General features: G+C 66.5%; 23 protein-coding genes. 3 read left to right on the forward strand and 20 right to left on the reverse strand.

Annotation, left to right across the window (positions count from 1 at the left end; translation table 11 throughout):
• Position 1: 1 nt before the first annotated feature.
• From ACO07K_RS05230 to ACO07K_RS05255, 6 genes are all read right to left on the reverse strand, one after another.
• Positions 2–772 (reverse strand): amino acid ABC transporter ATP-binding protein, encoded by a 771-nt coding sequence (locus ACO07K_RS05230; protein WP_422034841.1) that lies wholly within the window; start codon positions 770–772, stop codon positions 2–4.
• Between the two features lie 21 nt (positions 773–793).
• Positions 794–2,074: an amino acid ABC transporter permease gene (locus tag ACO07K_RS05235; RefSeq protein WP_422034842.1), complete on the reverse strand. Its 1,281-nt coding sequence runs from the start codon at positions 2,072–2,074 to the stop codon at positions 794–796.
• 2 nt (positions 2,075–2,076) lie between these two features.
• On the reverse strand, positions 2,077–3,267 hold the full coding sequence (locus ACO07K_RS05240; protein ID WP_422034843.1) for an amino acid ABC transporter permease: 1,191 nt from the start codon (positions 3,265–3,267) through the stop codon (positions 2,077–2,079).
• A 131-nt stretch (positions 3,268–3,398) separates the two neighbouring features.
• Entirely contained in the window at positions 3,399–4,436 is a 1,038-nt protein-coding gene (locus tag ACO07K_RS05245; RefSeq protein WP_422034844.1) for an amino acid ABC transporter substrate-binding protein, read from the reverse strand.
• A gap of 143 nt (positions 4,437–4,579) precedes the next feature.
• A complete protein-coding gene (locus ACO07K_RS05250) occupies positions 4,580–5,611 on the reverse strand; it encodes an amino acid ABC transporter substrate-binding protein (protein ID WP_422034845.1) in 1,032 nt (343 codons plus the stop codon).
• A gap of 131 nt (positions 5,612–5,742) precedes the next feature.
• Positions 5,743–7,146, reverse strand: coding sequence for a M23 family metallopeptidase (locus tag ACO07K_RS05255; RefSeq protein WP_422034846.1), 1,404 nt, complete (start codon positions 7,144–7,146; stop codon positions 5,743–5,745).
• 474 nt (positions 7,147–7,620) lie between these two features.
• On the opposite strand from ACO07K_RS05255, the gene ACO07K_RS05260 reads away from it, so the two are divergent.
• The gene (locus ACO07K_RS05260; RefSeq protein ID WP_422034847.1) at positions 7,621–8,499 is read left to right on the forward strand and encodes a pirin family protein; all 879 of its coding nucleotides are present in this window, start codon (positions 7,621–7,623) and stop codon (positions 8,497–8,499) included.
• A 154-nt stretch (positions 8,500–8,653) separates the two neighbouring features.
• On the opposite strand, the gene ACO07K_RS05265 is transcribed toward ACO07K_RS05260, so the two are convergent.
• The 5 genes from ACO07K_RS05265 to ACO07K_RS05285 all read right to left on the reverse strand — a co-directional run bounded on the left by ACO07K_RS05265 (position 8,654) and on the right by ACO07K_RS05285 (position 15,106).
• Entirely contained in the window at positions 8,654–10,219 is a 1,566-nt protein-coding gene (locus ACO07K_RS05265; protein ID WP_422034848.1) for an ABC transporter substrate-binding protein, read from the reverse strand.
• 11 nt (positions 10,220–10,230) lie between these two features.
• A complete protein-coding gene (locus ACO07K_RS05270) occupies positions 10,231–11,766 on the reverse strand; it encodes a M81 family metallopeptidase (RefSeq protein ID WP_422034849.1) in 1,536 nt (511 codons plus the stop codon).
• A gap of 9 nt (positions 11,767–11,775) precedes the next feature.
• Positions 11,776–12,612, reverse strand: coding sequence for an alpha/beta fold hydrolase (locus ACO07K_RS05275; protein ID WP_422034850.1), 837 nt, complete (start codon positions 12,610–12,612; stop codon positions 11,776–11,778).
• Positions 12,613–13,121: 509 nt separating this feature from the next.
• The gene (locus tag ACO07K_RS05280) at positions 13,122–14,072 is read right to left on the reverse strand and encodes an SDR family NAD(P)-dependent oxidoreductase (protein ID WP_422034851.1); all 951 of its coding nucleotides are present in this window, start codon (positions 14,070–14,072) and stop codon (positions 13,122–13,124) included.
• The gene (locus ACO07K_RS05285; RefSeq protein WP_422034852.1) at positions 14,069–15,106 is read right to left on the reverse strand and encodes a 2Fe-2S iron-sulfur cluster-binding protein; all 1,038 of its coding nucleotides are present in this window, start codon (positions 15,104–15,106) and stop codon (positions 14,069–14,071) included. Before ACO07K_RS05285 ends, ACO07K_RS05280 begins: the two co-directional genes overlap by 4 nt.
• A 174-nt stretch (positions 15,107–15,280) precedes the next feature.
• Between ACO07K_RS05285 and ACO07K_RS05290 the strand changes: the two genes are divergently transcribed.
• Positions 15,281–15,754: a PaaI family thioesterase gene (locus tag ACO07K_RS05290; protein ID WP_422034853.1), complete on the forward strand. Its 474-nt coding sequence runs from the start codon at positions 15,281–15,283 to the stop codon at positions 15,752–15,754.
• 3 nt (positions 15,755–15,757) lie between these two features.
• Here ACO07K_RS05290 and ACO07K_RS05295 read toward each other — a convergent pair whose 3' ends face one another.
• The 9 genes from ACO07K_RS05295 to ACO07K_RS05335 all read right to left on the reverse strand — a co-directional run bounded on the left by ACO07K_RS05295 (position 15,758) and on the right by ACO07K_RS05335 (position 24,166).
• Positions 15,758–16,645, reverse strand: a complete 888-nt coding sequence (locus ACO07K_RS05295; protein WP_422034854.1) for a polysaccharide deacetylase family protein — start codon at positions 16,643–16,645, stop codon at positions 15,758–15,760.
• Positions 16,646–16,650: 5 nt separating this feature from the next.
• Entirely contained in the window at positions 16,651–17,400 is a 750-nt protein-coding gene (locus ACO07K_RS05300; RefSeq protein WP_422034855.1) for an aspartate/glutamate racemase family protein, read from the reverse strand.
• Positions 17,401–17,409: 9 nt separating this feature from the next.
• On the reverse strand, positions 17,410–18,771 hold the full coding sequence (locus ACO07K_RS05305; protein WP_422034856.1) for an amidohydrolase family protein: 1,362 nt from the start codon (positions 18,769–18,771) through the stop codon (positions 17,410–17,412).
• Positions 18,772–19,572 carry an ABC transporter permease gene (locus ACO07K_RS05310; RefSeq protein ID WP_422034857.1) on the reverse strand — a complete coding sequence of 267 codons (801 nt, stop codon included), beginning with the start codon at positions 19,570–19,572 and terminating at the stop codon, positions 18,772–18,774. It abuts the gene before it with no gap.
• On the reverse strand, positions 19,569–20,420 hold the full coding sequence (locus ACO07K_RS05315) for an ABC transporter permease (RefSeq protein WP_422034858.1): 852 nt from the start codon (positions 20,418–20,420) through the stop codon (positions 19,569–19,571). Before ACO07K_RS05315 ends, ACO07K_RS05310 begins: the two co-directional genes overlap by 4 nt.
• The gene (locus tag ACO07K_RS05320) at positions 20,417–21,481 is read right to left on the reverse strand and encodes an ABC transporter ATP-binding protein (protein ID WP_422034859.1); all 1,065 of its coding nucleotides are present in this window, start codon (positions 21,479–21,481) and stop codon (positions 20,417–20,419) included. The genes ACO07K_RS05315 and ACO07K_RS05320 overlap by 4 nt, the downstream gene beginning before the upstream one ends.
• A 13-nt stretch (positions 21,482–21,494) precedes the next feature.
• Positions 21,495–22,547: an ABC transporter substrate-binding protein gene (locus tag ACO07K_RS05325; protein ID WP_422034860.1), complete on the reverse strand. Its 1,053-nt coding sequence runs from the start codon at positions 22,545–22,547 to the stop codon at positions 21,495–21,497.
• A 148-nt stretch (positions 22,548–22,695) separates the two neighbouring features.
• Positions 22,696–23,286, reverse strand: a complete 591-nt coding sequence (locus ACO07K_RS05330; RefSeq protein ID WP_422034861.1) for a pyridoxamine 5'-phosphate oxidase family protein — start codon at positions 23,284–23,286, stop codon at positions 22,696–22,698.
• Between the two features lie 16 nt (positions 23,287–23,302).
• A complete protein-coding gene (locus ACO07K_RS05335) occupies positions 23,303–24,166 on the reverse strand; it encodes an ATP-binding protein (RefSeq protein WP_422034862.1) in 864 nt (287 codons plus the stop codon).
• Between the two features lie 117 nt (positions 24,167–24,283).
• Between ACO07K_RS05335 and yajC the strand changes: the two genes are divergently transcribed.
• A complete protein-coding gene (gene yajC / locus ACO07K_RS05340) occupies positions 24,284–24,715 on the forward strand; it encodes a preprotein translocase subunit YajC (protein WP_407074974.1) in 432 nt (143 codons plus the stop codon).
• Positions 24,716–24,720: the final 5 nt, after the last annotated feature.

The following is a 24,720-nucleotide window of genomic DNA, read 5'->3' on the forward strand; positions in this document are numbered from 1 at the left end:
CCTAGTGATTGTGCAGGATCTGGCCGAGGAACAGCTTGGTGCGCTCGTTGCGGGGATTGGCGAAGAACGCCTCCGGCTCGTTCTGTTCGACGATCTCGCCGCGATCCATGAAGATCACGCGGTCGGCGACGGCCCGGGCGAAGCCCATCTCGTGGGTCACACAGAGCATGGTCATGCCTTCGCGGGCCAGCTCGATCATGACGTCGAGCACTTCCTTCACCATCTCGGGGTCGAGCGCCGACGTCGGCTCGTCGAACAGCATGATCTTGGGCCGCATGCAGAGCGCGCGGGCGATCGCCACGCGCTGCTGCTGGCCGCCTGAGAGCTGGCCGGGATACTTCAGCGCCTGCTCGGGGATGCGCACCCGGGTGAGCAGGCTCATGGCGACTTCCTCGGCCTCCTTCTTCGGCATCTTCTTCACCCAGATCGGCGCCAGGGTGAGGTTGTCGAGGATCGTGAGGTGCGGGAACAGGTTGAACGACTGGAAGACCATGCCGACTTCGCGGCGGATCGCCTCGATGTTCTTCACGTCGTTGGACAGCGTGACGCCGTGGACCACGATGTCGCCGCGCTGATGTTCCTCCAGCCGGTTGATGCAGCGGATCAGCGTCGACTTGCCCGATCCCGACGGACCGCAGATGACGATCTTCTCGCCTTCCTTGACGTCGAGATTGATGTCGGACAGCACATGGAACTGCCCGTACCACTTGTTGACGCCCTTGAGCTGGATCACCGAGTCGACCTTCGAAAGATCGCGGGCGGATGCGGCCATGACTTGCTCCCCTGACGGCGCCTAACGGCGCGTACCCTTGTTGAGCTCGAATTCGAGGTACTTGCTGTACCGCGACATCGAGAAACAGAAGATGAAGTAGACGAAGGCGGCGAACAGGTAGACCTCACCGGGAAAGCCCGCCCAGTTGGGGTCGACCAGCGCCTGGTTGGCGGTGTTCAGGAAGTCGAAGATGCCGATGATCAGCACCAGCGACGTGTCCTTGAAGAAGCCGATGAAGGTGTTGATGAGCGGCGGGATCACCACGCGCAGCGCCTGCGGCAGGATGATCAGCAGCGTCTTCTGCGGGTAGTTGAGGCCCATCGCGTCGGCGGCCTCGAACTGGCCCTTGGGCAGCGACTGCAGGCCGCCGCGGATCACCTCGGCGATGTAGGCGCCGGCGAACAGGATCACGGCGACCTGGGCCCGCAGGAACTTGTCGATCGTCGTGCCCGAGGGCAGGAACAGCGGCAGCATGACCGAGGCCATGATCAGCAGACTGATCAGCGGCACGCCGCGGATCAGCTCGATGAATCCCACGCACAGGCCCTTGATGAGCGGCAGGTTGGAGCGCCGCCCGAGCGCCAGCAGGACGCCGTAGGGGAAGGCGAAGGCCAGGCCATAGGTCGCCAGGATCAGCGTCACCGGCAAGCCACCCCACAGGCTGGTCTCGACGTAGCTGAGGGGGGCGATGGCGATGCTCCACGCCGGCAGGACGCCCACGATGCGCAGGACGAGGCCCACCGCGCCGATCGCGACCAGGGCGTAGTAGGCCATCCGCTCGGACGGTGCGGCCAGCGCGCTGCGCAGGCTGAGGCCGATGCCGCCGCCGGCCAGCGCGACGAACAGGATGAGGCTGAGCGGAATGTGGATCTGGCCGAACATCAGCAGGAAGGTGACGAACGAGCCCAGGCCCCAGATCACGAGCAGGCGCCAGTTCCACATGCGGCGGTCGGCGCTCAGCACCAGCATGGCCAGCATGGTGATGACGGCAAACAGCGGCCGCCAATGCTGCTCGTAGGGGAAGGAGCCGAAGAAGATGTAGCGGAACTTCTCGCGAATCAGCGCCCAGCAGGCACCGCCGCCGCGGCACTCCGCGCCGGTCGAGGCCGTGAAGTTGGCGGTGAACAGCGCCCATTCGAGGAACCAGGAGAGCACCCAGACGACGAACGCGATCAGCACGACCGTCGTGATCCCGTTGCCCCAGCTCGAGAACAGGTTCTTGCGGGCCCAGCCGAGGGGACCGGTCTCGTCGACGGGCGGGGCGAGCGGCTTGCGGTCGCCGACAGGCATGGCGTCGGTCATGCTCAGCGCTCCCTCAGGGCGATGCGTTTGTTGTACCAGTTCATGAACGCCGAGATCGACAGGCTGACCGACAGGTAGGCCGCCATGATGATCAGGATGTTCTCGATCGCCTGGCCCGTCTGGTTGATCGTCACGTTGATCGAGGCGACGAGGTCGGGGTAGCCGATCGCGATCGCCAGCGAGCTGTTCTTGGTGATGTTGAGATACTGGCTGGTCATCGGCGGGACGATGACCCGCAGGGCCTGCGGCAGCAGCACGAGGCGCATGGACTGGCCGCGCGACAGGCCGAGCGCCGCCGCCGCCTCGCTCTGGCCCTTGTGCAGGGCCAGGATGCCGGAGCGCACGATCTCGGCCACGAACGCCGAGGTGTAGAGCACGAGGCCGATCAGAAGGGCGGTGAACTCGGGCTGGATGACGGTGCCGCCCGAGAAGTTGAAGCCCTTCAGCTCGGGCCAGCTCATATGGTGCGGCGCGCCGCCGGCCAGCCAGACGAGGGCCGGGAGCCCAATGACGATGGCGAGACCTGCGGAAATGCCGGGGAAGGGCTGGCCCGTCGCCTCCTGACGCTTCTTGCCCCAGCGGTTCACGAACCAGGCGGCGGCGATGCCGATCAGGAAGGCAACGCCCATCCATGCGTGAATCGGATCGGCCATCGGCACCGGGAAGTAGACGCCGCGGTTGCTGAGGAACACGCTGTTCCAGAAGAGCGAGATCGCCTGCCGCGGACCTGGGAAGGCCTCGCTGATCAGCTTGTAGAAAAGGAACAGCCACAGCAGCAGCGGCACGTTGCGGAAGGCCTCGACGTACCAGGCGCAGATCCGGCTGAGCAGCCAGTTGGGCGAGAGCCGGCCGACGCCGACCAAGGTGCCGAGGAGGGTGCTGAGCAGGATGCCGAGGACGGCGACGCGCAGCGTGTTGAGGATGCCGACCCAGATGGCGCGGGCATAGGTGCTGGCCGGCGAATACTCGATCATCGTGTCGCCGATCTCGAAGCCGGCTTCGCGCTCGAGATAGTGGAAGCCGCTGGCGATCTTCTGGCGCTGCAGGTTGTCGATCGTGTTGCTGACCAGATACCAGGCCAGGAATCCGACGAGACCGACCACGACGATCTGGAAGACCCAGCCTCGAATGACCGGATCGTTCCACGGTGCCACCTTCGTACGTGGCGTGGAGCCGAGAGTCTCGACTGCCATACGCTATTCCCCCTGCCTGGTGCGGTTTTTCCGCCCGGGCGTTGTATGCCCGGTATTGCCCTCAGTGTATGTGGGAATTGCCCCTGCGCAACGGGACAAAACCCGCCATCCCCAGCCGCGATCGCCCTGCATCAACGGATGGGCGGGGAGTATTGCAGGCCGCCCTGCGTCCACAGCGCGTTCTGGCCGCGGGCGATCTTGAGGGGCGAGCCCATGCCGACGTTGCGGTCGAAGCTCTCGCCGTAGTTACCGACCTGCTTGACGATGTTGTAGACCCACTTCTCGTCGACCCCGAGCGCCTTGCCCATGCCGGGCGTGACGCCCAGGATGCGCTTGATCGAGGGATTGTCGCTCTTCAGCATCTCGTCGACGTTCTTCGAGGTGATGCCGTGCTCCTCGGCCTCGACCATCGCGTAGAAGGCCCAGCGCACGATGTCGGCGAATTGATTGTCGCCGTGACGCACGACCGGTCCCAGCGGCTCCTTGGAGATGATCTCCGGCAGGATGACGTAGTCGTCGATGGTCTGCGGCGGCGGCACGTTGGCGGCGCGCGTGGCGGCGAGGCTCGATGCATCGGTCGTGTAGACGTCGCAGCGGCCGGAGAAGAAGGCCGAGCGGATCTCGTCGACCTTTTCGATGACGACCGGCTTGAAGGTCATCTTGTTGGCGCGGAAATAGTCGGCGAGGTTGAGCTCGGTGGTGGTGCCGGGCGCGACGCAGACGGTGGCGCCGTTCAGCTCCTTGGCGCTCTTCACGCCGAGCTTCTTCGGCACCAGGAAGCCCTGGCCGTCATAGTAGTAGATGCCGGTGAAATCGAGGCCGAGCGCCGTGTCCCGGGTCAGCGTGTAGGTCGCATTGCCCATCACGATGTCGACTTCGCTCGACTGCACCGCGGTGAAGCGCTGCTGGGAGGTGAGGGGGACATACCTTACCTTCTCGGAATCGCCGAAGATGGTGGCCGCGACGGCGCGACAGACATCGACCGAGAGACCTTTCCACTTGCCCTGGCTGTCGGCGAGCATGAAGCCCGCCGTGCCGATCCCGACGCCGCAGTTAAGCGCACCGCGAGCCCGGACGGCATCCAGGTCCTTGCCGGCGTGGGCTGTCCCGGCGGCGCCCACCAAAGCTGCGACGATACCGGCAGCTGCCGCCACGATCCTGTTGCGCATTAGACCTCCCCCTGTTCTTGAACACAGCATGCCGCCTTCTTCACGAGGCTTGCAAGCCGCAGGCCAAAATGAGCGGGACCTGCGCAAAGAAAAACCGCCGCCCCTGGAGGGCGGCGGTTCATCGTGAAGGTGCTCGGGAAGGTCTAGCGGATTGGCGGCGAGTACTGCAGGCCGCCCTTGGTCCACAGGGCGTTCAGGCCGCGCTCGATCTTGAGGGGCGAGCCCATGCCGACGTTGCGGTCGAAGCTCTCGCCGTAGTTACCGACCTGCTTGACGATGTTGTAGACCCACTTCTCGTCGACCCCGAGCGCCTTGCCCATGCCGGGCGTGACGCCGAGGATGCGCTTGATCGAGGGATTGTCGCTCTTCAGCATCTCGTCGACGTTCTTCGAGGTGATGCCGGCTTCCTCGGCCTCGACCATCGCGTAGAAGGCCCAGCGCACGATGTCGGCGAACTGGTTGTCGCCCTGGCGGACCGCCGGTCCCAGCGGCTCCTTGGAGATGATCTCCGGCAGGATGATGAAGTCGTCCGGCTTGGCCGGGGCCGGGGTGTTGGCGGCGCGGGTCGAATAGAGGCCCGAGGCGTCCGTCGTGTAGACGTCGCAGCGGCCGGCATAGAAGGCGGCGCGGATTTCCTCGACCTTCTCGATGACGACCGGCTTGAAGGTCATCTTGTTGGCGCGGAAATAGTCGGCCAGGTTGAGCTCGGTCGTCGTGCCCGGCTGGACGCAGACGGTGGCGCCGTTCAGCTCCTTGGCGCTCTTCACGCCGAGCTTCTTCGGCACCATGAAGCCCTGGCCATCGTAGTAGTTGATGCCGGTGAACTCGAGGCCGAGCGCGGTGTCACGGGTCAGCGTGTAGGTCGTGTTGCGCGAAAGCACGTCGACCTCGCCCGACTGCAGGGCCGTGAAGCGCTGCTGGGCCGTGGTCGGCACGTACTTCACCTTCTCGGAGTCGCCGAAGAGCGCGGCCGAGACCGCGCGGCAGACATCGACGTCCAGACCGGTCCACTTGCCTTTGTCGTCCTGCTGGGCGAAGCCCGCGACGCCCGTGTTGATGCCGCAGACCAGCTGGCCACGGGCCTTCACCGCATCGAGATCCTTGCCGGCATGCGCCGTGCCGGCGACGCCGACCAGACCGGCGGTTACGACGCCGGCCATCATTTTCTTGAGCATTATGTCATCCCTCGTGGTTTGCCTCTGGCGTTCCCGTCGGTCGCCTGTCGCGACCGTTCAGGATCGATGACGCAATTCGTAGGCGAACAACCTGGCGTGCGCAACGGCGCCGCACGCGCAATGGCCGCCGCTCAGAGGCGGTCGGCGGCGCGCGACGAGAAGGGGTTTGAAGACCACGGATCCGCGCCCTGCAGGCCTTGGAAGCGGTTGTCGCTGCTCCCGCGGCTGCGCTCGGAGGCGCGCTTGATCTCCTGCTGCCACTGCCGATAGGAGACGAGCTGCTCGCCCGCCAGCGCTCCGGTGCCGCCGCTGTCGGAGATGTAGGGCTGCGGGTCGACGAACTGGCCGTTCACGATCACCGAGAAGTGCAGGTGCGCGCCCGTGGAGCGGCCAGTCGAGCCGACATAGCCGATCAGGTCGCCCTTGCGGACGCGCGTGCCGGGGCCCATCCCCTCGGCGAAGCGCGACATGTGCGCATAGAGCGTCTCGAAACTGTCGGCGTGACTGAGCTTCACCGTACGGCCGTAGTTGAAGTACCAGCCCTGGTGATTGATGACGCCGTCGGCGGCCGCGTAGATCGGTTCGCCGGTCTTGCCCTCGAAGTCGATGCCGTTGTGGAAGCCGCCGCCGCTCTTGCGGCCGTAGTAGCGCCGCGTGCCGAAGGGCGAGGACTGCCGCGCCTCCGGGCGCGGATTGGCGAGGGCGGTGCCGCCGAGGCGTCGGCCCTGATCGTCGAACCAGCCTTCCGGCTGGTTCTGGGGGGCGAACCACCAGAAGGATTGCCTCGCCGCGCCGTCGCCCAGGCTGGCCACGAGAACACGAGGCGTGCCGTCGACCGTGCGGCCCTGAACCACGTCGAGGCGAGCGGCGGCCGGTGCGAAGCCGGCAAGCGCCTGGGTCAGTTCCTTCAGCGCGGCCGGATTGGCGCCGGTCGGTGCCAGGGCGCTGGCCAGGGTGGCGCTGCTGGTCTTTACGGTCTTGACCGAATCGGCCACGACGGAGCGCGCGCTCGGTCCGACGGTCACCGGGGCCGAGCCCGGCAGGCTCGAGACGCGCTCGTCGTCATCCTCGGTGGCGCCGGGAGCGAGCTTGAAGCCGAACGAGCCGTCGGCGCCCCGCGAGAGGTCGACGGCCAGCGACTTGTTCGAATAGAGCTGGAGTGAGACGAGACGCTTCGGCTGGCCGGCGCCCTGGGGGGCGAGCACGGCGCGGCCCGAGCTGGCGGCCTTGACCTCGGGCTGGCTCAGAGCCTTGCCGACGGCGTCGGCGGCAGCCTGCGCATCGTTGGGATCGATCTGCAGGAGGATGAGCTGCTGGGCGACCGAGCTTTCGGCCGCGATGGAGAAGGCCTGGACGTCTTCGCTGGGAACGGGCGCCGGGGCCGACCGGGCCGCGGGCTTCTTGAGCTGGTTCTTGGAGGGGGCCTTCACTTGGGCCATCGCGCCCGCGGCGCAAAAAAGAGAGGAGACTGCAAGGGTCGCTGCCGTGAGGCTGCGGATGGTTCGCCAGCTATAGGCGCGTTGGAGACGCGTCATGTTGGACGTCATCGTGAGGCCGCTCCCGTTCCATTGAACGTTACGAATTGACGGTTGGGGCTACTGACGATCCACCGACTCCCCCAGTCGATGCCCCCTGCGTGCCCCGCTTGAAGGGCACTTTGGCCACGGAGTATCCACAAGTCCACAAAAAGTTGCAAAAATGCAACACCCGTGAAAAGTCCCTAACACGTTGAAAAGGTTATAAATTTAGACTCGGCGTTGGCGGTGATTGTCAAAGGTCACAGGAAGACGGCGCCTATTTTTGCTGCGTTGCGAATAAGCTCGCTTCGCGCAAAAAATCCGGCGGCGGATGCGAGCACCTCGACGTTGGCCGTGCGGGGATTGACCGATCCGACCCTTCCGCATAACCGGCTTGACGGAGCATCTGCATGACCGCGCCACCGGAGGAGGTGGCCCGTTCGTTGCGGGCGTTGGACGCAACGGTAGCAGCACAGGCGTGAGGAGAACGAGATGGCCGATCCGATCGAGCTTCTGATTCAGGGACGGGCGCACGATCTGGGAGGCGGCTTCGCGGTCCGCCGTGTCCTGCCCAGCGTCAAGCGGCGCACCGTCGGGCCCTTCATCTTCCTCGACCATTTCGGGCCGATGGACGTGCCGCCGGGTGGCGGCATGGAAGTCCGGCCGCATCCGCATATCGGCCTCGCCACCGTGACCTACCTGTTCGACGGCGGAATCTACCATCGCGACAGCCTGGGATATTCGCAGGCGATCCGGCCAGGCGACGTGAACTGGATGACCGCCGGCAGCGGCATCGTCCACAGCGAGCGCACCGAGCCCGAGATGCGCGCCACCGGCTTCCGCATGCACGGCGTCCAGACCTGGGTGGCGCTGCCCAAGACGCATGAGGAGACGGCACCGGCCTTCGAGCATGTCGAGGCCGCCCGGCTGCCGGCCTGGACCGAAGGCGGCGCCGCGCTGCGCCTCATCGTCGGCACCTATGCCGGCCGCACGGCGCCCACGACCCACTTCTCGCCGATCTTCTATGTCGGCGTGGAGATGACGGCCGGCGCCGCGCTGGCCGTCACGCCCGATCACGAGGAGCGCGCGATCTATGTCGCCGAAGGCATGATGGTTGTCGGCGAGAGCCAGCTCGGCGTCGGCGATCTCGCCGTGCTGGCGCCCGGCCAGACCGTCGAGGTGCTGGCCGGGCCGGAGGGCGCCAAGGCGATGCTGCTGGGCGGCGCCACGATCGACGGCCCGCGTCATATCTGGTGGAACTTCGTCTCCTCGAGCAAGGAGCGGATCGAGAAGGCCAAGGAAGACTGGCGCGAGCAGCGCTTCGCCATGGTGGCAGGGGATCCCGAGTTCATCCCGCTGCCGGACCGGTAGACCCGGCCGATAGAAAAAATCCGTCGCCCTGAGCGCAGTGAGCGAAGTGAACGCAGTCGAAGGGTCTCTTTTCCGGCGCACGACCGATCGAAGCGAAATGAGGTCCTTCGACTACGCTGCGCTCCGTTCAGGACGACGGGAATGTAACTCCCGCCTACTTCTTCTCGACGTTCCAGAAAACGGTGATGGGCGACTCGATGTTGCCCGTCACGCCCTTGCGCCGGGCCATCGGCTGCAGGAACTGGCCCAGCGGTACCGTGACGCCGCCGTCCAGGATGCGCTTCTGGACCTGCTCGGCGATCTCGAACTGCTTCTTCGGATCGCCTTCGCCGACGAAGGCCAGGCGGAGGCGTTCGATCTCCTCGTCGAGCGGCCAGCCGAACTGGGCGCGGTCGCCGCTCGCCTCGGCATAGTGGTTGTTGACCGGATCGATCAGCAGCACCGCGGCCGCGGCGGTCATGGCGATGTTCCAGCCGCCCTCCGACACCGGGACCTTCTTGGCCCGCCGGGCGACCAGCGTCTGCCAGTCCATCGACTGCATGTCGACCTTGAAGCCGCCGCGCTCCAGCAGCGTCTTGGCGACCGGCGCGAGATTGGTCAGGACGGCGAGGTCGGTCGACTGCAGCAGCACGATCGGCGTGCCGTCGTAGCCGGCCTCCTTCAGGATCTTCTTCGACTCATCGAAGCGCGATTCCAGTATGCCGTCGGTGCCGGCGGTATTCTCGAGCGGGGTGCCGCAGCCGAACATGGCCTTGCAGACCTTGTAGTAGCGCGGGTCGCCGATGACCGCCTGCAGGAAGTCCTTTTGATTGAATGCCATCATCGCGGCGCGACGGTATCGCACGTCGTTGAACGGCGGCTGCTTCCAGTTGAAGCGCAGGATGTAGGTCGAGCCGAGTTGGTCGGGAATGACGATCTCGACGTTCTTGTCCTTCTCGATGACCGGCAACAGGTCGTGCGAGGGCTGCTCGATCATGTCGATCTCGCCCTGCTGCAGGGCGTTGATCGCGGTCTGCGCGTCGGGGATCGAGACCCATTCGACCCGATCGACCTTGGCCACCTTGCCACCGGCCAGGCCCGACGGCGGCTCGGCGCGCGGCTTGTAGTCGGGATTGCGGAGATAGACGACCTTCTCGCCGGGCTTCCATTCGTCCTTCTTGAAGATGAACGGTCCCGAACCGGTCGTGTCGGAAATCTGCTGGGTGACCGGCGTCTCGGCGACCCGCTTGGGCATGATGAAGGGCGGAATCGAGGATGGCTTGGCCAGCGTCTTCAGCATCATGCCATAGGGCTGCTTCAGGACGATCTGGAAGGTCCGGTCGTCGAGCGCCTTCATCTCGCGGGTCTGCTTGCCCAGCAGGCCGCCCAGCGTGTCCTTGTCGGTGAAGCGCTTGATCGACGGCAGAACGTCCGCCGTCGTCACCGGCTGGCCGTCATGCCACTTCAGCCCCTCGCGCAGCTTGAAGGTCCAGGTGAGCTGGTCGTCGCTCACGGTCCAGCTCTCGACCATCTGCGGCCGCGGCTCGAGCTTGGCGTCGAGCGCGAACAGCGTGTCGTAGATCAGGTAGCCGTGATTGCGGACGATGTAGGCCGTGGTCCAGACCGGATCGATGATCTTGAGGTCCGACTGCATGACGGCTTTCAGGGTCTTGCTCGGCTGGGCATAAGCAGGCGCTGCGGCGAGCAGCGCGACGGCGGCGAACAGGGCACGGCGCAGCATGAAGGGCTCCCTTAATTGGACGCCGGAGGAGTCCAGCTCGTTTCTTCGTCGAGCGGATAGACGGGCCTCGGCAGTTTGGTCCAGGTGAAGTTCGCCAGTACCGGCGAGGTCAGGCCCGGACAATCGACTTCGTAGATCTGTTCCGGCTTGAAGAACTCGTCGAAGCCGCCGCGGAAGTGGCCGCGGCTCTTCACGACCACCGTCCGGGCCTGTGCAATGTCCAGGCCAAACATCTCGAACTGGCGCGGGTCCATGCACTGGCAGCGGATGCTGATGACGACGATCAGGATGCCGCCGAGATCGAGCAGCGCCGACGGCCCCATGTCGGCCGAGACGTTCTTCAGCACGCCGCGACGGCCGACATACTGGCCGTCGGAGAGCTTCACCACCTTGGCTTCGCAATCGAAGGGCAGGGAAAATTCCTGATGCTCCTGCGTATTGAAAGAGGCGTTGAAGATCGCGCCTTCGCCCAGCGCGTGCGCCTGGGCCGCGAGCGCCGCGTCGTTGAACACGCCGAAATAGACGCCCTGCGCCCGCGCGCCCTTCAGTGCGCGCAGCAGATAGGTGGTGTTGCCGCGGCCGCCGCCGCCGGGATTGTCGGCGACGTCGGCCAGGATGATCGGCTTGCGCCGCTGGTCGCGGCCGATGGCGGTGGCATGCTGCACCGCATCGGCCAGGTTCATCATCTCCCGCTTGAACCGTTCCCTCGTTCCCCAGGCACGCTGGGCGATGTCGAGCGCCAGGTCGGCCGCCGCCTTGGCATTGCCGTTGCGCGCCGTGACGACGGCGGTGAGGCCGTTCTTGGGACTGTCGCTGTAGGCGAAACCCGCCATCACCGAGACATTCAGGATGTCCCCGCCGACCTTTGTCTGGCCGTACTTGATGAGGTCGGCATAGGGACCGCGCGCCGTCAGCAGGGCGATCTGCGGCGGCACCAGCGGAATCTTGACCATCTCGACCGCGGTGCGTGTGCCGGCGAGCAGCTCGCGCATGTGCTTCGCGGCCTCGACGCCACGCTCGTAGATGTCGACATGCGGGTTCTCGAGATAGCCGACGAAGACGCTGAGATTGTCGGTCATGCGGCGCGAGACGTTGGCGTGCAGGTCGAACACGGAGACGATGGGTACGTCGGGACCGGCGACGCGGCGCAGCATCTCGAACAGGTCGCCGTCGGGATCGTCGGTGCCCTCCGCGAGTGCGGCGCCATGGCAGGATACGAAAATCGCGTCGACCGGCAGGACCGATTTCAGGCCGGCCTCGATCTCGGCGAGATAGGCCTTGAAGAACTGTTCCTCGACCGGTCCGCCGGGCTGCGCCAGCGAGACGCGCAGCGGCACCGGCGTCCAGTTGCCCGTGCGATCCATCTCGGTGAAGAAGCCCGGCAGGTCGGGCATGGTGATCGACTTGCCGGAGCGCGCCTCGCTCACGATACGGTTGCCGCGGATGTCGACGTCGTGTTCGAAATCCTCCGCCGTCGTCACCGGCGCGAACCGGTTACATTCGATGGCGAAGCCGAGAACGGCGATACGCGGATTGTCCTGGGACAAAGAAACCTCCTAGCGCGGTCGCGCGAGGAACGCGTCGACCAGCGCGTTGAATCTAGCGGCCTGCTCGAAATATGGCGAGTGTCCGGCCTCCTCGATGATCTGGGCTTCGCCGCAGGGCAGGCTTGTCGCGATGGCGCTTGCCAGGAACGGCGGGAAGACGGTGTCCTCGCTCCCCGCGATCAGCAAGGTCGGCACGCGAAACGTCTTCAAGTCGGCCAGCGTGCGCGTCGCGGTGCGGCGCAGGCCGGCGCGCAGCTTCTCCTTGTCGAGCGTGCCCGCCATCTCGTCGATGCTGCGATACAGGAGATGCAGCGCGGGGAAGCGCTCGGCCGCGCGTTCGCCCATCGCCGGATGGATCCCGCGCGCCAGGCCGGCGGCGATCGCGGCTTCGGATGCGGCGAACCAGGCATCGTACGCGCCGCCGCCGGACGGATCGCTGCCGCGGCGGTCGAGCGTGCCCGAGGTCGAGCTCAGGACCAGCGCCTTCACGCGGTCCGGATGGGCCAGCGCATATTCCAGCATCGTCCAGCCGCCCATCGATTGCGCGACCAGTCGCACGTCGGCAAGGCCGAGATGATCGATCAGGCCGGCGAGGTCGCCCGGATAGTCGGCGGGATCGACACCACCGGCGACCGCGTCGGACGGCGCGAAGCCGCGATGGGCAAAAGTCACGCAGGTGTAGCGGGGCGCGAAGTGCGCCACCTGCTGCCACCAGCTCAGGTGATTGCCGCCCAGCCCGTGCGCGAAGATCAGCGCCGGTCCGCTGCCCGCGACCTCGTAGTAGAGATTGCCGAACGGGCGCTTCAGCCGCCCGACGGTGCGGGATGGCGCGGCGTAGGAACTCATGCGGAGCGTCTCCTCTCAGAAGAGGATCAACCTAGCAGACCGTTGGAAATGGCGGAGTCACGACGAATAAACGAAACAAACGAAATAAACGAAACAATCGAAGCCAATGTCGCAGCCCCTGAATCCTGTGCCGCGGCGAGCGCTGGCGCAACAATATTGCTCTTGGGTGCTTCGTGACGGCCATTCAAACAGCCTGCTGGAGCCCTGATTGCCGAGCGGGCAGCGGCCCGCGGCGAAGACGAACGCGCTTTCGAACGGCGAGCCGGCGACAGGGGAGCCGCCTTCCGTGCACCGCTGTCCTCAGAGTCTGGCCGGAAATGAAAGCAGCTAACAACAGGCTATGAATAGCCCCGATAGCCTCACCCCGAGGAGCATCGCGCAGCGATGCGTCTCGAAGGGTGGGGACGCGCACCTTGCCTGTTGCCCATCCTTCGAGACGCCGCGCCAGGCGCGGCTCCTCAGGATGAGGTAAGTGCTTCAATCGATTCAATTCATTTCCGGCCAGCCTCTCAGAGGAGGGGCTCGGTATTGAACGCTTCGAGATCGGTCGTGAGATCGGTGAACCAACCTTCCATTCCGGCGATCAGCTCGTCGGCGATGTTTTCAGGATCATCGGTTGCAACCATGCCGACGACCCGGCGCGGCTGGTTGAACACGGTAATCTCGCGTCCTCTCACGCCCAGCAACTGGCCTGTGATCGTCCTGGCCTTGGGCAAACAAAGCGCCGTCACGAGGTTTGCGACATGGTGCGCGCCGACCCTCAGCGCGCGCTCCTTGTAGGGTTCTTCAGCCTCGTTGGCGGGCTGGAAGCTCTCGGTGACGCGGGTGCGGGCGAACGGCGCCACGGCATTGGCGGTAATCTGCGCCGGCGCGAGGTCCATCGCGGTGACGCGCGTGAGGCCGAACAGCCCGGCCTTGGCGCTGGCATAGGCCGCCTGGCCTAGGGTTCCGTAGAGGCCCGCGGAGGAGACGATGTTGACGATGCGGCCCCAGTCGTAGCCGTCCCTGCCGCCACGGGCCGACCTGTCCTGCTCGCGCATGACGGCGGAGGCGGCGTTGATCAGGTAGAAGGCTGCGGAGAGGTTGGTGCGGATCACCGCGTCCCAGTCGGCCGGATCGGCGCGGAAGACCGGAGCGTCGCGCAGGATGGCCGCATTGTTCACGACGATGTCGATGCCGCCGAACGTCTTCACCGCGAGGTCGACGAGCTGCTTCGCTACGCCCGGCGAGGCGACGCTCTCGGTGAAGGCGATCGCCTTCCTGGCACCGGCCTTGTCGTTCAGTTCCTGGGCCGCGGCGCGCGCCACCTCGGGGTCGCCGCCGTCGCCCGCGATCGAAGTGCCGTTGTCGGCCACGACGACCTGTGCACCCGCGGCGACCAAAGACTCGACGATGGCGCGGCCGATGCCGCGGCCGGCGCCGGTGACGATGGCGACGCGGCCGTGCAGGAGACCGCTCATTGGTCCGCGCCCGTTTTCTTCCCCGCGCTCGCCATTTCTGCGGCCGTGTAGAAGGCGTCGGCATGGATATCGGCGCGCCGCATACCACGCTGTTCCAGCAGCAGGGTCGCGGCCTCGACCATCACGGGCGGGCCCGCGAGATAGGCCGTGCAGCCATCGACCTCGTCGAAGTCCTGCGCCACGGCCTCGTGCACCAGACCTTGCCGCAGGCTCGACTCACCGCCTTCGCTCAGCACCGGGATGAAGTGCAGGGTCTTGTGCTTCTCCGCCAGCGCCGCGAAGTGGTCGTGCAGATAGAGGTCGCGTTCGCTGCGGACGCCGAAATAGAAATAGATGTGCTGTGGCAGTTCCTTCTGCAGCGCCCGCTCGATGATCGACTTGATCGGCGCCATGCCCGAACCGCCGGCCACCGCGATGATCGGGCCGCGATGGCTCTCGCGCAGGTAGGAGGCGCCGAACGGGCCTTCGACCCGTACGCTGTCGCCGACCTTCAGCTTTTCCCACACATGGGCGCTGGTGGCGCCCCCCGCCGTACGGCGGATATGGAACTCGAGGATCGGGTCGCCCGGCACGTTGGCCATCGAATAGTCGCGCGGCGGGCAACCCTCGAAGGTCACCGAGGCGAACTGGCCGGCGGAGAAGTCGAAAGGGCCGCCCGAGGCGATCTCCAGCCTCACCCGCTTGATGTCGTGGGTGGCGTCGTCGAGGGCCACGACCCTGCAGTCGAGCAGGCGCCGGGGATGGACGAGCAGATCGTCCTCCTCCTGCCATGCGACTTCGCACGCGTCCCCCGGCACGGCGCGGCAGGCGAGGATCAGACCGCGCGCCTTCTCCTCGTCGGAGAGTGCGAACTCGGAATAGCCCGCCATCGTCACCTCGCCCTTCACGAGCAGCGACTTGCAGGCGCCGCAGTTGCCGGACTGGCAGCCGAACGGATAGGAGATGCCGGCGTCGAGCGCGGCTTCCAGGATGGTGGCGCCGGCCGGCACGTCGATCGTGCGGTCGGCCGAGGCGATGCGGACTTTGAAACTCATCTGGTGCGGCGGCACATGGGTCGGCTCCCGAAACAGTCCGCGTCTAGCGCTCCGGCGAAGGGCCGTCCACCTGCCAAGCTTCGCCGGGCGTCCTTTCGACGACCGAAACCCGGCCCCCGATCGATCTCCTGGAAAAGGTGCAGGCTCCCGCGCGTCCGTTATAGTCCCCGCCCCATGAGCTCAGCCCATCCCGACTTCCAGAACTTCCCCAAGGATCTCATGCACGATTCGGAGATGCTCGAGATCCTGCGTGCCAATCCGCCCGAGGCGGTGAAGACGCTCAACGGCGAACTGCTCGATATCGATTCGGCGCGCGGATATGCGCGGTTCCGCTTCGAAGTCGTGCCGGCCTTCTGCCATTCGCAGGGCCGCGTCTGCCAGGGCGGCTTCCTGACCGGCATGGTCGATAGTGCCATGGCAAACGCCGCCATCGTGAAGGGCAAGCTCGGCGTCGCCGTGCCGACGCTCGAACTCAAGATCAGCTTCTTCGAGGCGATGGGACCGGGCATCGTCTATGCCGAGGGTCGCGTCCTGCGCTGGGGCGGTTCGGTCGGCTTCCTCGACGGGGACCTCAAGGACGAGAAGGGCCGCCTGATCGTCCACTCGACTTCGACGATCAAGATCGTACGGCCGAAGCTGAAGGCTTAGACTCTATTGCTGGGGGCGCGCGTTCCAGTGCTCGGCGATCTGGCGGCGGGTGGCGAACCAGGCGCCGCCCTTCTGCTTCATGTGGGACACGATGCGGTCGAGGGCGGCGATGCGGCCGGGGCGGCCGATCATGCGCAGGTGCAGGCCGATCGACATCATCTTCGGGAAACGCTCGCCCTCGGCCCACAGCGTGTCGAACGCGTCGGTCGTGTAATCGGCGAAATCGCGCGCGGAGACGAAGCGGTGGAAGCCCTGGTGATAGTGCATGTCGTTGGTGTCGAAGCTGTAGGGCAGCACCAGGTGCCGCTTGCCCGCGACCTCGACATGGAAGGGCAGGTCGTCCGAATAGTCGTCGCTGTCGTAGAGGAAGCCGCCTTCCTCGACGAGCAGGCGGCGGGTGTTGGGCGACGGCGTCGAGCGGGTGTGCCAGCCCACGGGGCGCGTGCCGGCGATCTCGGTCAGCGCCTTGACGGTGCGGGCGATGATCTCGCGCTCCTTCGCCTCCTCCATGTGGGCATGCTTCTCCCAGCGCCAGCCGTGGCAGGAGATTTCATGGCCCCGCGCCACCGCGTCGTGGATCAGCCAGGGCGAGAGTTCTGCCGCGAGGCCGCAGGTGCTCACCGTGGCCGCAACGCCCAGCCGCTCCAGCGAGTCGGCGATCCGCCACCACGCTGCCTTGGTGCCGTACTCGAAATGCGACTCCATGCACCGGTCGGGGACGCCTAGAACCTCGTCGGTGACCTCGTAGACCTTCTCGTTGTGGGCGTCGCCCGCCGACAACGACATCTCCGCGCCTTCCTCGAAGTTGATCACGAAGGAGACGGCGACCCGCGCACCGCCGGGCCATTGCGGATCGGGCGGCGTGCGGCCGTAGCCCTTGAGATCGCGCATCGCGGTCACGACTCCCGATGGCCGATGATGTCGGCCAGGGGACCGGCGAGGCCCTTGGAGTCCTTGGCGGCAGGGCGGCGATAGGTGCCCTGCGTGGCCTTGCGCGGATTGAGGCGCACCAACCCCTCGGCCATCGTCACCGCAGCCTGGATGCCGTCGACCAGCGGTACCGGCACCCTGTCGCGGATCGTATTGGCCATGCCGGCCAGAGGTGCGCCTGCGAGGATCACGACATCGGCGCCGTCGTTCTTAACCGTGCCGAGGGCGAGGTCGATCAGCACCTGTTCCTTCTCGTGCTGCACGTCGTCGATCGAGCGGAAGCCCTCGTCGGGCGTACGGATCGCGGCGCAGCGGCCGGACATGCCGTGCCACTCGACGATCTCGGCAAACCACGGTTCGAGTGCCTTGGCGAAGCTCACGATGGCGAACCTGCGGCCGAGCGTGCAGGCAACCAGCATCGCGGCTTCCGCCATGCCCACGACCGGGAAGTCGAACAGCTCGCGCGCGCCGCCGAGGCCGGGGTCGCCGAAGGCGGCGACGATGGCTGCATCGAAGGTGCCGCGCCGTTCGGCCAGCATCTCGAGCATCATGGCGCTGCCGATCGCGGCTTCGGCGCGCGTGGCGATGTAGGGCACGCCGCGTGGCGCGGTCATGGGCAGCAGTTCGGTGCCCGGACTGGCGACCAGCTTGCCGGCGGTCACGAGCCGGTCGGTCACGCCGGTCGACGTGTTGGGATTGGCGACGAGGATTTTCATGGCGGGACCTTAACCGATGGGGGCACGACCCGCGCGCTGCCACAGCCGGTCGGCGACGGTCTGGGCCCGGGTGACGATCTCGGCGCCGTCGACGCGCGTCGGCTGGCCGCCGGCCAGGACGATGCGGCCGTCGACGATCACCGTGTCCACGTCGCGGCCCGAGGCGCTGTGGACCAGGACGCCGTAGCCGTCGACCAGCGGTGCAAGCGACGGCGAGCGGTTGTCGAGCAGCACGATGTCGGCGCGCTTGCCGACCTCCAGCGAGCCGATTTCGCTGCCCATTCCGAGGGCGGCCGCGCCTTCGCGGGTTCCCCAGTCGAGCACGGTGCGGGCGTCGAGCACGTTGCCCTGGCGATCGATGCGCTGCATGGCGATCGCCCAGCGCATCGCCTCGATCAGGTCGCCGGAGAAGGTGTCGGTGCACAGCGCGATGCGGGCGCCGGCGTCGCGCAACTCGACGATCGGCGCGATGCGGCCACCCTTGGCGTTGCCGATGGGGGCATGCGCCACCGTGATGCCGGCCTTGCCGCACAGCTCGATGTCGGCGCGCTCCATATGGATGCAATGGGCCGCGATCAGGCGCTCGTTCAGCAGGCCGAGCTTGTCGAGCAGCCGCGCCGGCGTCATCCCGCTGCGCGCCTGCACGGCCTCGACCTCGATCGGCAGCTGCGCCAGGTGGGTATGCAGGTTTCCGCCATGGGCCTCGGCCAGCCGGCCGACCTCGCGCAGCAGGTCGTCGGAGCAGGTATCAGGCGCGTGCGGGGCCCAGTCGCAGCGGATACGGCCACCGTCGTGGCCGTTCCAGCGCTCGATGAGTTCGGCGTTCTCGCGCAGGCTGGCCTGGCCGACCTCGACCCTGTGCTCGTAGCGGCCGACCGCGAGGGCCGCCGGGTCGGCATCGTGCACGCGGCCGGCGATCACGGCGCGCAGGCCGAGTTCGGCGGCGGCGCGGGCACACGACGACGGATAGCGATAGTAATCGACCACGGTGGTGCAGCCGGCGCGCAGCAGCTCGTACATGCCGAGGCTCGACAGCGCGTAGGCGTCGTCGGCGTCGAGCCAGTGGCCCTGCGGGATGCCCGGCGTGTACATCGGCGCGAAGCCGATATCCTCGATCATGCCGCGCGTGATCATCAGCGGCGTGTGGTTGTGCACGTTGACCAGGCCCGGAATCACCAGCCGGCCCTTGCCGTCGACATGCGTGGTCGCCGACCAGCGTGCCTCGAGCGCCGCGGCCGGGCCGATGTCGACGATCCTGCCGCCGCTCACCGCCAGGGCGCCGTTGCGCAGGATGCGGCCGTGCTCGTCGAGGGTCAGCACGAGGTCGCCGCCGACGAGCAGGTCGCAGGGTTGGGGATCGGCTTCGTTCATCTAGAAATCCGCCATCTTGCGCAGGCCGACCAGCCGGTCGCCGACGATCAAAGCGAGGATCGCCAGCAGCACGAGGCCGGCGGAGATGGCGGCGATGGTCGGATCGGGCCGCTCCTCGACATACTGCAGCATCTGGATGGGCAGCGTCTTGGTCCAGGCATCGGTGAAGAACATCGAGATGGGGTAATTGTCCATCGAGGCGAGGAACGCGAACATGCCCGAGGTCAGGAAGGCGGGTGCAAGCGACGGTACCAGCACGCGCGTGAGCGCCGCCGGGTAGGAACAGCCCAGGGTGCGGGCCGCGTCGATCAGCGAGAAGTCGAACAGCGACAGGGCGCCGACCACCGTGCGCACGATGTAGGGCAGGGTGATGACCACGTGCGCGACCAGCAGGCTGGCATAGACGTCGCGCAGCCCCATCGCCTTGAAGCCCTGCAGCATGGCGATGCCGATCACCAACCCCGGCAGCATCAGCGGCGACACCAGGAAGGTCGAGATCGTCTCGCGGCCGGGAAAGCGCCCGCGCACCAGGGCGATGGCGCACAGGGTGCCGAGGACCATGGCGACGGCGGTGGAGACGGCGGCGATCTGCAGCGAGACCAGGAGGGCGGGCAGCAGGCCGCGCATGCCGGCCAGTCGCTCGTACCAGCGCAGCGACCAGTCGGGCGGCGGCAGGGTGAACACCGTCGAGGAGCCGAACGAGACGGCGATGGTGACGATGAGCGGCGTCATCAGGAAGACGACGGTGAAGCCCGCGATGGCCCAGACGAAATACTGTGTGCCGCGCTCGACGGCGGTCATGACTGGCTGCCTCCGATGCGGCGTGCCAGCCAGGTCGAACCCACGACGATCGACACGGCCAGCACCAGCAGGATGACGGCGGTGGTCGAGCCCAGTTGCTCGTTGCGCATCAGCAGGAAGGAACGGCCCGTCAGGGTGGCCAGGGTCTGGAAACGGTCGCCGATCAGCAGCGAGGGGATGACGAACATCGAGACGCTCATCGAGAAGACGAAGGCGACGCCCGAGACGATGCCCGGCAGGGTGAGCGGTAGGGTAACATGGGTGAAACGGTAGAGCGGCGTGGCGCCCAGGGTCGCGCCGGCCTCGCTGAGGCGCGGATCGATCAGCTTCACGACGGAATAGATCGGCAGGATCATGAAGGGCAGGAAGATGTTGGCGGCGCCCAGCACCAGCCCGGTCTCGGTGAAGAGCAGGCGCTGCGGCTCGTCCCAGAGTCCGAGCCCGACCAACGTCTGCGAGACGATGCCGTCGCGGCGCAGCACGATCTGCCAGGCGAAGGCCTTGACCACGGCGCCAACCGAGAGCGGCAGGATGATCGAGACCAGCATCACGATCTGCAGGACCGCGCCGGCTCGTGCCAACGCGAAGGCAGCGGGATATCCGATCGCGAAGCAGACCACGGTGACCCAGGCGGCGACCCGCAGCGTGTTGCCGACGACGCGCCAATTGAACGGATCGCTCAGGAACGCGACGTAGGGCTGGATCGTGAGCCCGCCCGGCCCCGTAAGGCTCTTCATGAACAGCCAGAGCAGCGGAAAGGCGTAGACGACCAGCAGGTAGAGGACGGCCGGTGCTGCGAGAAGGGCGACGGGATCCCGCCACGCCGAGGGAGAAGCTCTCGTCGTCATGGCGCCGGGTAGATGAGCGTGTCGGCGACGGCCCAGCCCAGCCGGATTTCCGTGCCGGGGGCGGGAAGCCCATCCGAAAGGTCCGCGGTCTCGACCATGAGATGGTCGCCGTCGCGTGCCTCGAAATGGAGCTGGACCTTCGATCCCTGGAACACCGCGTCGCGCAGGCGGGCGACCAGCGCATAGTCGCCCGGTGCATCGACCGTGATCCGTTCGGGCCGCACCGCGAGCATCACGGAGGCGCCGGGCACGAAACTCCCGGGCGCCCGCAGGGGGCCGAACGCGGTGTCGACGATGACCTGATCATAGTCCTGGCCGACGACCGTTCCGGCGAGGCGAGAGGAGAGGCCCACGAATTCCAGCACGAAGGCGGTCGCGGGTGAGCGGTAGATGGTGGCCGGCACGGCAAGCTGCTCGATGGCGCCTTTGTTCATCACCGCGATGCGGTCGGACATGGTGAGCGCCTCGTCCTGGTCGTGCGTCACGAACACGGCAGTGATGCCGAGTTCCCGCAACAGCCGACGCAGCTCGATCTGCATGTTCTCGCGTAGCTTGCGGTCGAGTGCGGAGAAGGGCTCGTCGAGCAGCAGCAGCTTGGGCTGCACGGCCAGCGCGCGGGCCACCGCGACCCGCTGCTGCTGGCCGCCCGACAGAGCGCGCACCGAACGGTCGGCGAAGTCGGTGAGGTGGACCAGCGAAAGGAAGCGCTCCACCGTCGGAGCGATCTCAGCCGTGGGATGCTTCCGCGCCTTGAGACCGAAGGCGATATTCTCGGCGACCGTCAGGTGCGGAAACAGCGCGTAGTTCTGGAAGACGACGCCGACGTCGCGCCGGTGCGGCGGCCGCGATCCGATCTCCTCGCCGTCGAGGCGGATGGTGCCGCGGTCGGCTGCCAGCAGGCCGGCGACGATGCGCAGCAGGGTGGTCTTGCCGCAGCCCGAAGGGCCCAGCAGCGAGATGAACTCGCCGGCGGCGACCTTCAGGTCGACGCCGCCGAGCACGGTGACGCCGCCGAAGGCCTTTTCGGCGCCGGCGACGTCGAGAAACGAATCGGAAATCACGACGCGGCTTCGACTACATCGCCATGTCGCGGTCCCAGCGTTTCACCCAGTCGGCGCGATTGTCGGCGACGAATTTCCAGTCGATGCCGAAGATGGTCGCGTTGGTCGGCGCCCCGGCCGGCACCGGTGTGTCCTTGTTGGTCGGCAGCGAGTAGGTCGCGGCCGAGAGCTTGGCCTGGATTTCCGGCCCGATCATCTCGTTGATATAGCCGGCGGCCAGTTCCGGCTGCGGTCCGCCCTTCACCAGAGCGACGCCCGACGGCATGGCGAAGATGCCTTCCTTCGGGACTGCGATCTCGACCGGCGCGCCGGCGGCCTTGCGCTCGAGGGCGACCTGCGAGATCGCGCTCGAGATCATGAAGCCTTCGCCCTGTTCCAGGAGATTGTAGGCCTGCGGCATCTGGGTGTAGGCGGTCAGCAGGTTGGGCTTGATCGTCACCAGCTTCTTGAAGCCGGCCTCGATGTCCTTCTGCGCCTCGGGCATCGGCTTTCCGGTGGCCAGGAACGCTGCCATGAACAGGTTGGCGAGGCCCTCCGTGTTCTGCAGCGACGGCAGGATCACGCGGCCCTTGTACTTGGGATCGTAGGCGTCGGCCCATGAGGTCGGCGCGGTCTTCATGGCCTTCGGGTTGTAGGCGATGCCGAGCCAGGGCTGCAGGTAGTTGCACCACATCCCGTCCATGTGGATCGTGCCCGGCTTCAGGGCGGCGAGGTTGGGGACCTTGGCGGCGGTCAGCGGATCGAGCAGCCCCTCGGCGACGGCCGGGATCATGACCGGATCGTCCATCATGACGACCGACAGATACTGCTTGTCCTTGTTCTTCTGCATCTTCTCGAGATTGACCAGCGAGCGAGAGCCCTCGAACACGACCTTGCAGGAGAACTTCTTCTCGACGACCGGCGCGATGATGGTCTCGACGAAGCCCTTGTGGCTGGCGGCACCGCCCACCACGAGTTCCTTGCCTTGCGCGCGCAGGATGCGCGGAGCGGCCAGTGCCGCCGTGGCAGCACCTGCGGCCGCGAGGACGGTGCGGCGGTTGAGGACGGCAATCTTTGACTTGTTCATAGGCAATTCCCCCTGCTCGAAGGCGGGGAAGCAAGGACCGTGCCGAGCCTTGTCATCCTGAGCGAAGCGACGGATTTCGCGTTAGCCAGGGAGTACGTTGGTCGTTGCGTCAGGTCCTTCGCGTCGCTCAGGACGACAGCGGCTTTGCCTATTGGCCCTTCAGTCGGGCCACTTCTTCTTCGAGTTCCTTGATCCGCCGGGCGAGCTGGTCGACGGCCGGGGCGATTTCAGCCTCGGTGTAGCGCGGCACGATGTGCTGGCGGCAGTTGATGTCCCAGGCCTCGATGGTGAAGGCGATCGCCCGCTGCGGCCGGGCGGCATAGGCCGGGTCGACGAGGCGTTCCATCAGCTCGAGGTCGCCTTCGACGATCCGTGCCCGGCCCCAGAGTTTCAGTCGCTGCTGAGAGGCGAAGTGCAGGACGAAGAGGTGGGCGCGGTCGTTCTCCCGCAGGTGGCCGAGGGAGATGTACTGCTGGTTGCCGGCGAAATCGGCGAAGGCGAGCGTATGCGTGCCGATCGGCTTCAGGAACCCCGGAGGCCCGCCGCGGTGCTGTATATAAGGTCTGCCGTCGGCGCTGGCCGTGGCGAAGAAGAACGTGTCGATGACGCCGAGGAAGCGACGGAGATCGTCGGTGATCTCCGTGTTCCAGGTTCGGCCCTCGAACTGGGGGCGCGATCCGAGACGTGTCTGCTCCGCCTTCACGCCGGCTGAGAACATCACGTCGTCGGGATCGCTCATCCCAGCCGCTCCATCGTTACCCCAGCTTCTTGCCGAGCTCGCCCGCGATTTCCTGGATGAACTGCCAGGCGACGCGGCCCGACCGCGATCCGCGCGTGATCGACCATTCGACCGCCCGCTTGCGCAGCTCGTCCCTGGGGATGTCGAGCCCGTAGAACTCGCAATAGCCCTCGATCATCGTGAAGAACGTGTCCTGGTCGGCATTGTGGAAGCCGAGCCACAGGCCGAACCGGTCCGACAGCGAGACCTTCTCCTCGACCGCCTCGGACGGGTTGATGGCCGTCGAGCGCTCGTTCTCGATCATGTCGCGCGGCATCAGGTGGCGCCGGTTCGAGGTCGCGTAGAAGACGACGTTCTCCGGCCGGCCCTCGATGCCGCCGTCGAGCACGGCCTTCAGCGACTTGTAGGCGGCGTCCTGCCCGTCGAAGGAGAGGTCGTCGCAGAACACGATGAAGCGACGGCTCGAATCGCGGATCATGGTGAGCAGCGCGGGCAGGGACGGGATGTCCTCGCGATGGATCTCGATCAGGGCGAGCGGACCCGGCGGGCCGCCCATCTCGCGGTTCACATGGGCATGCACCGCCTTGACGATCGAGCTCTTGCCGGCGCCGCGCGAGCCCCAGAGCAGCGCGTTGTTGGCCGGCAGGCCCTTGGCGAAGCGCCGCGTGTTCTCGACCAGAGTCTCCTTCTGGCGGTCGATGCCGACCAGAAGGTCGAGGTTCACGCGATTGACCTTGGGCACCGCTTCGAGGCGATGGCCGGCCGCATGCCAGACATAGGCTTCGGCCGCGCTGATGTCGGCGCCGGCGGGAAGAGGCGGCGCCAAACGGTCGAGCGCTGCCGCAATGCGTGAGATAGTGGCTTTAAGGTCTTGATCCATCGTTGCCGGCTGCTGAAAAGGGGGCGACCATATCGTCCCCCGCTTGCATTGCAAAGCGGGCCGAGACCGCTATAGTCCGCGCGCTTTTTCGACGGCCGGAAGACTCGGGAGCAGAAGATGTTTATTTCGCAGGCGTGGGCGCAGGGCACGGGTGGCGGCAGCGGGGATTTCCTCGTTCAGCTGTTCCCGCTGGTCCTCATCTTCGTCGTTTTCTACTTCCTGCTGATCCGTCCGCAGCAGGCCAAGGTGCGTGCCCAGCGCGAGATGCTGGCCGGCGTCAAGCGCGGCGATCGCGTCGTGACCGGCGGCGGCATCATCGGCCTCGTGACCAAGGTGATCTCCGACAACGAGGTCCAGGTGGAACTTGCCGAAGGCGTGCGGGTTCGCATCATCAAGCAGACCATCACGGACATCCTGACGCGCGGCGAATCGGTGCGCGGCCCGAAGGAGAGCAGCGAAGAGGACGACAAGCCCATGCTGCCGCCGCCGGCCCCGGCTGCGGAGCGCAAGAGCCTGCTGGGCAGCCTGTTCGGCGGCGGCAAGAAGTAACGGCC

The organism is Reyranella sp. (genome assembly GCF_965228225.1).
Lineage (GTDB): Bacteria > Pseudomonadota > Alphaproteobacteria > Reyranellales > Reyranellaceae > Reyranella.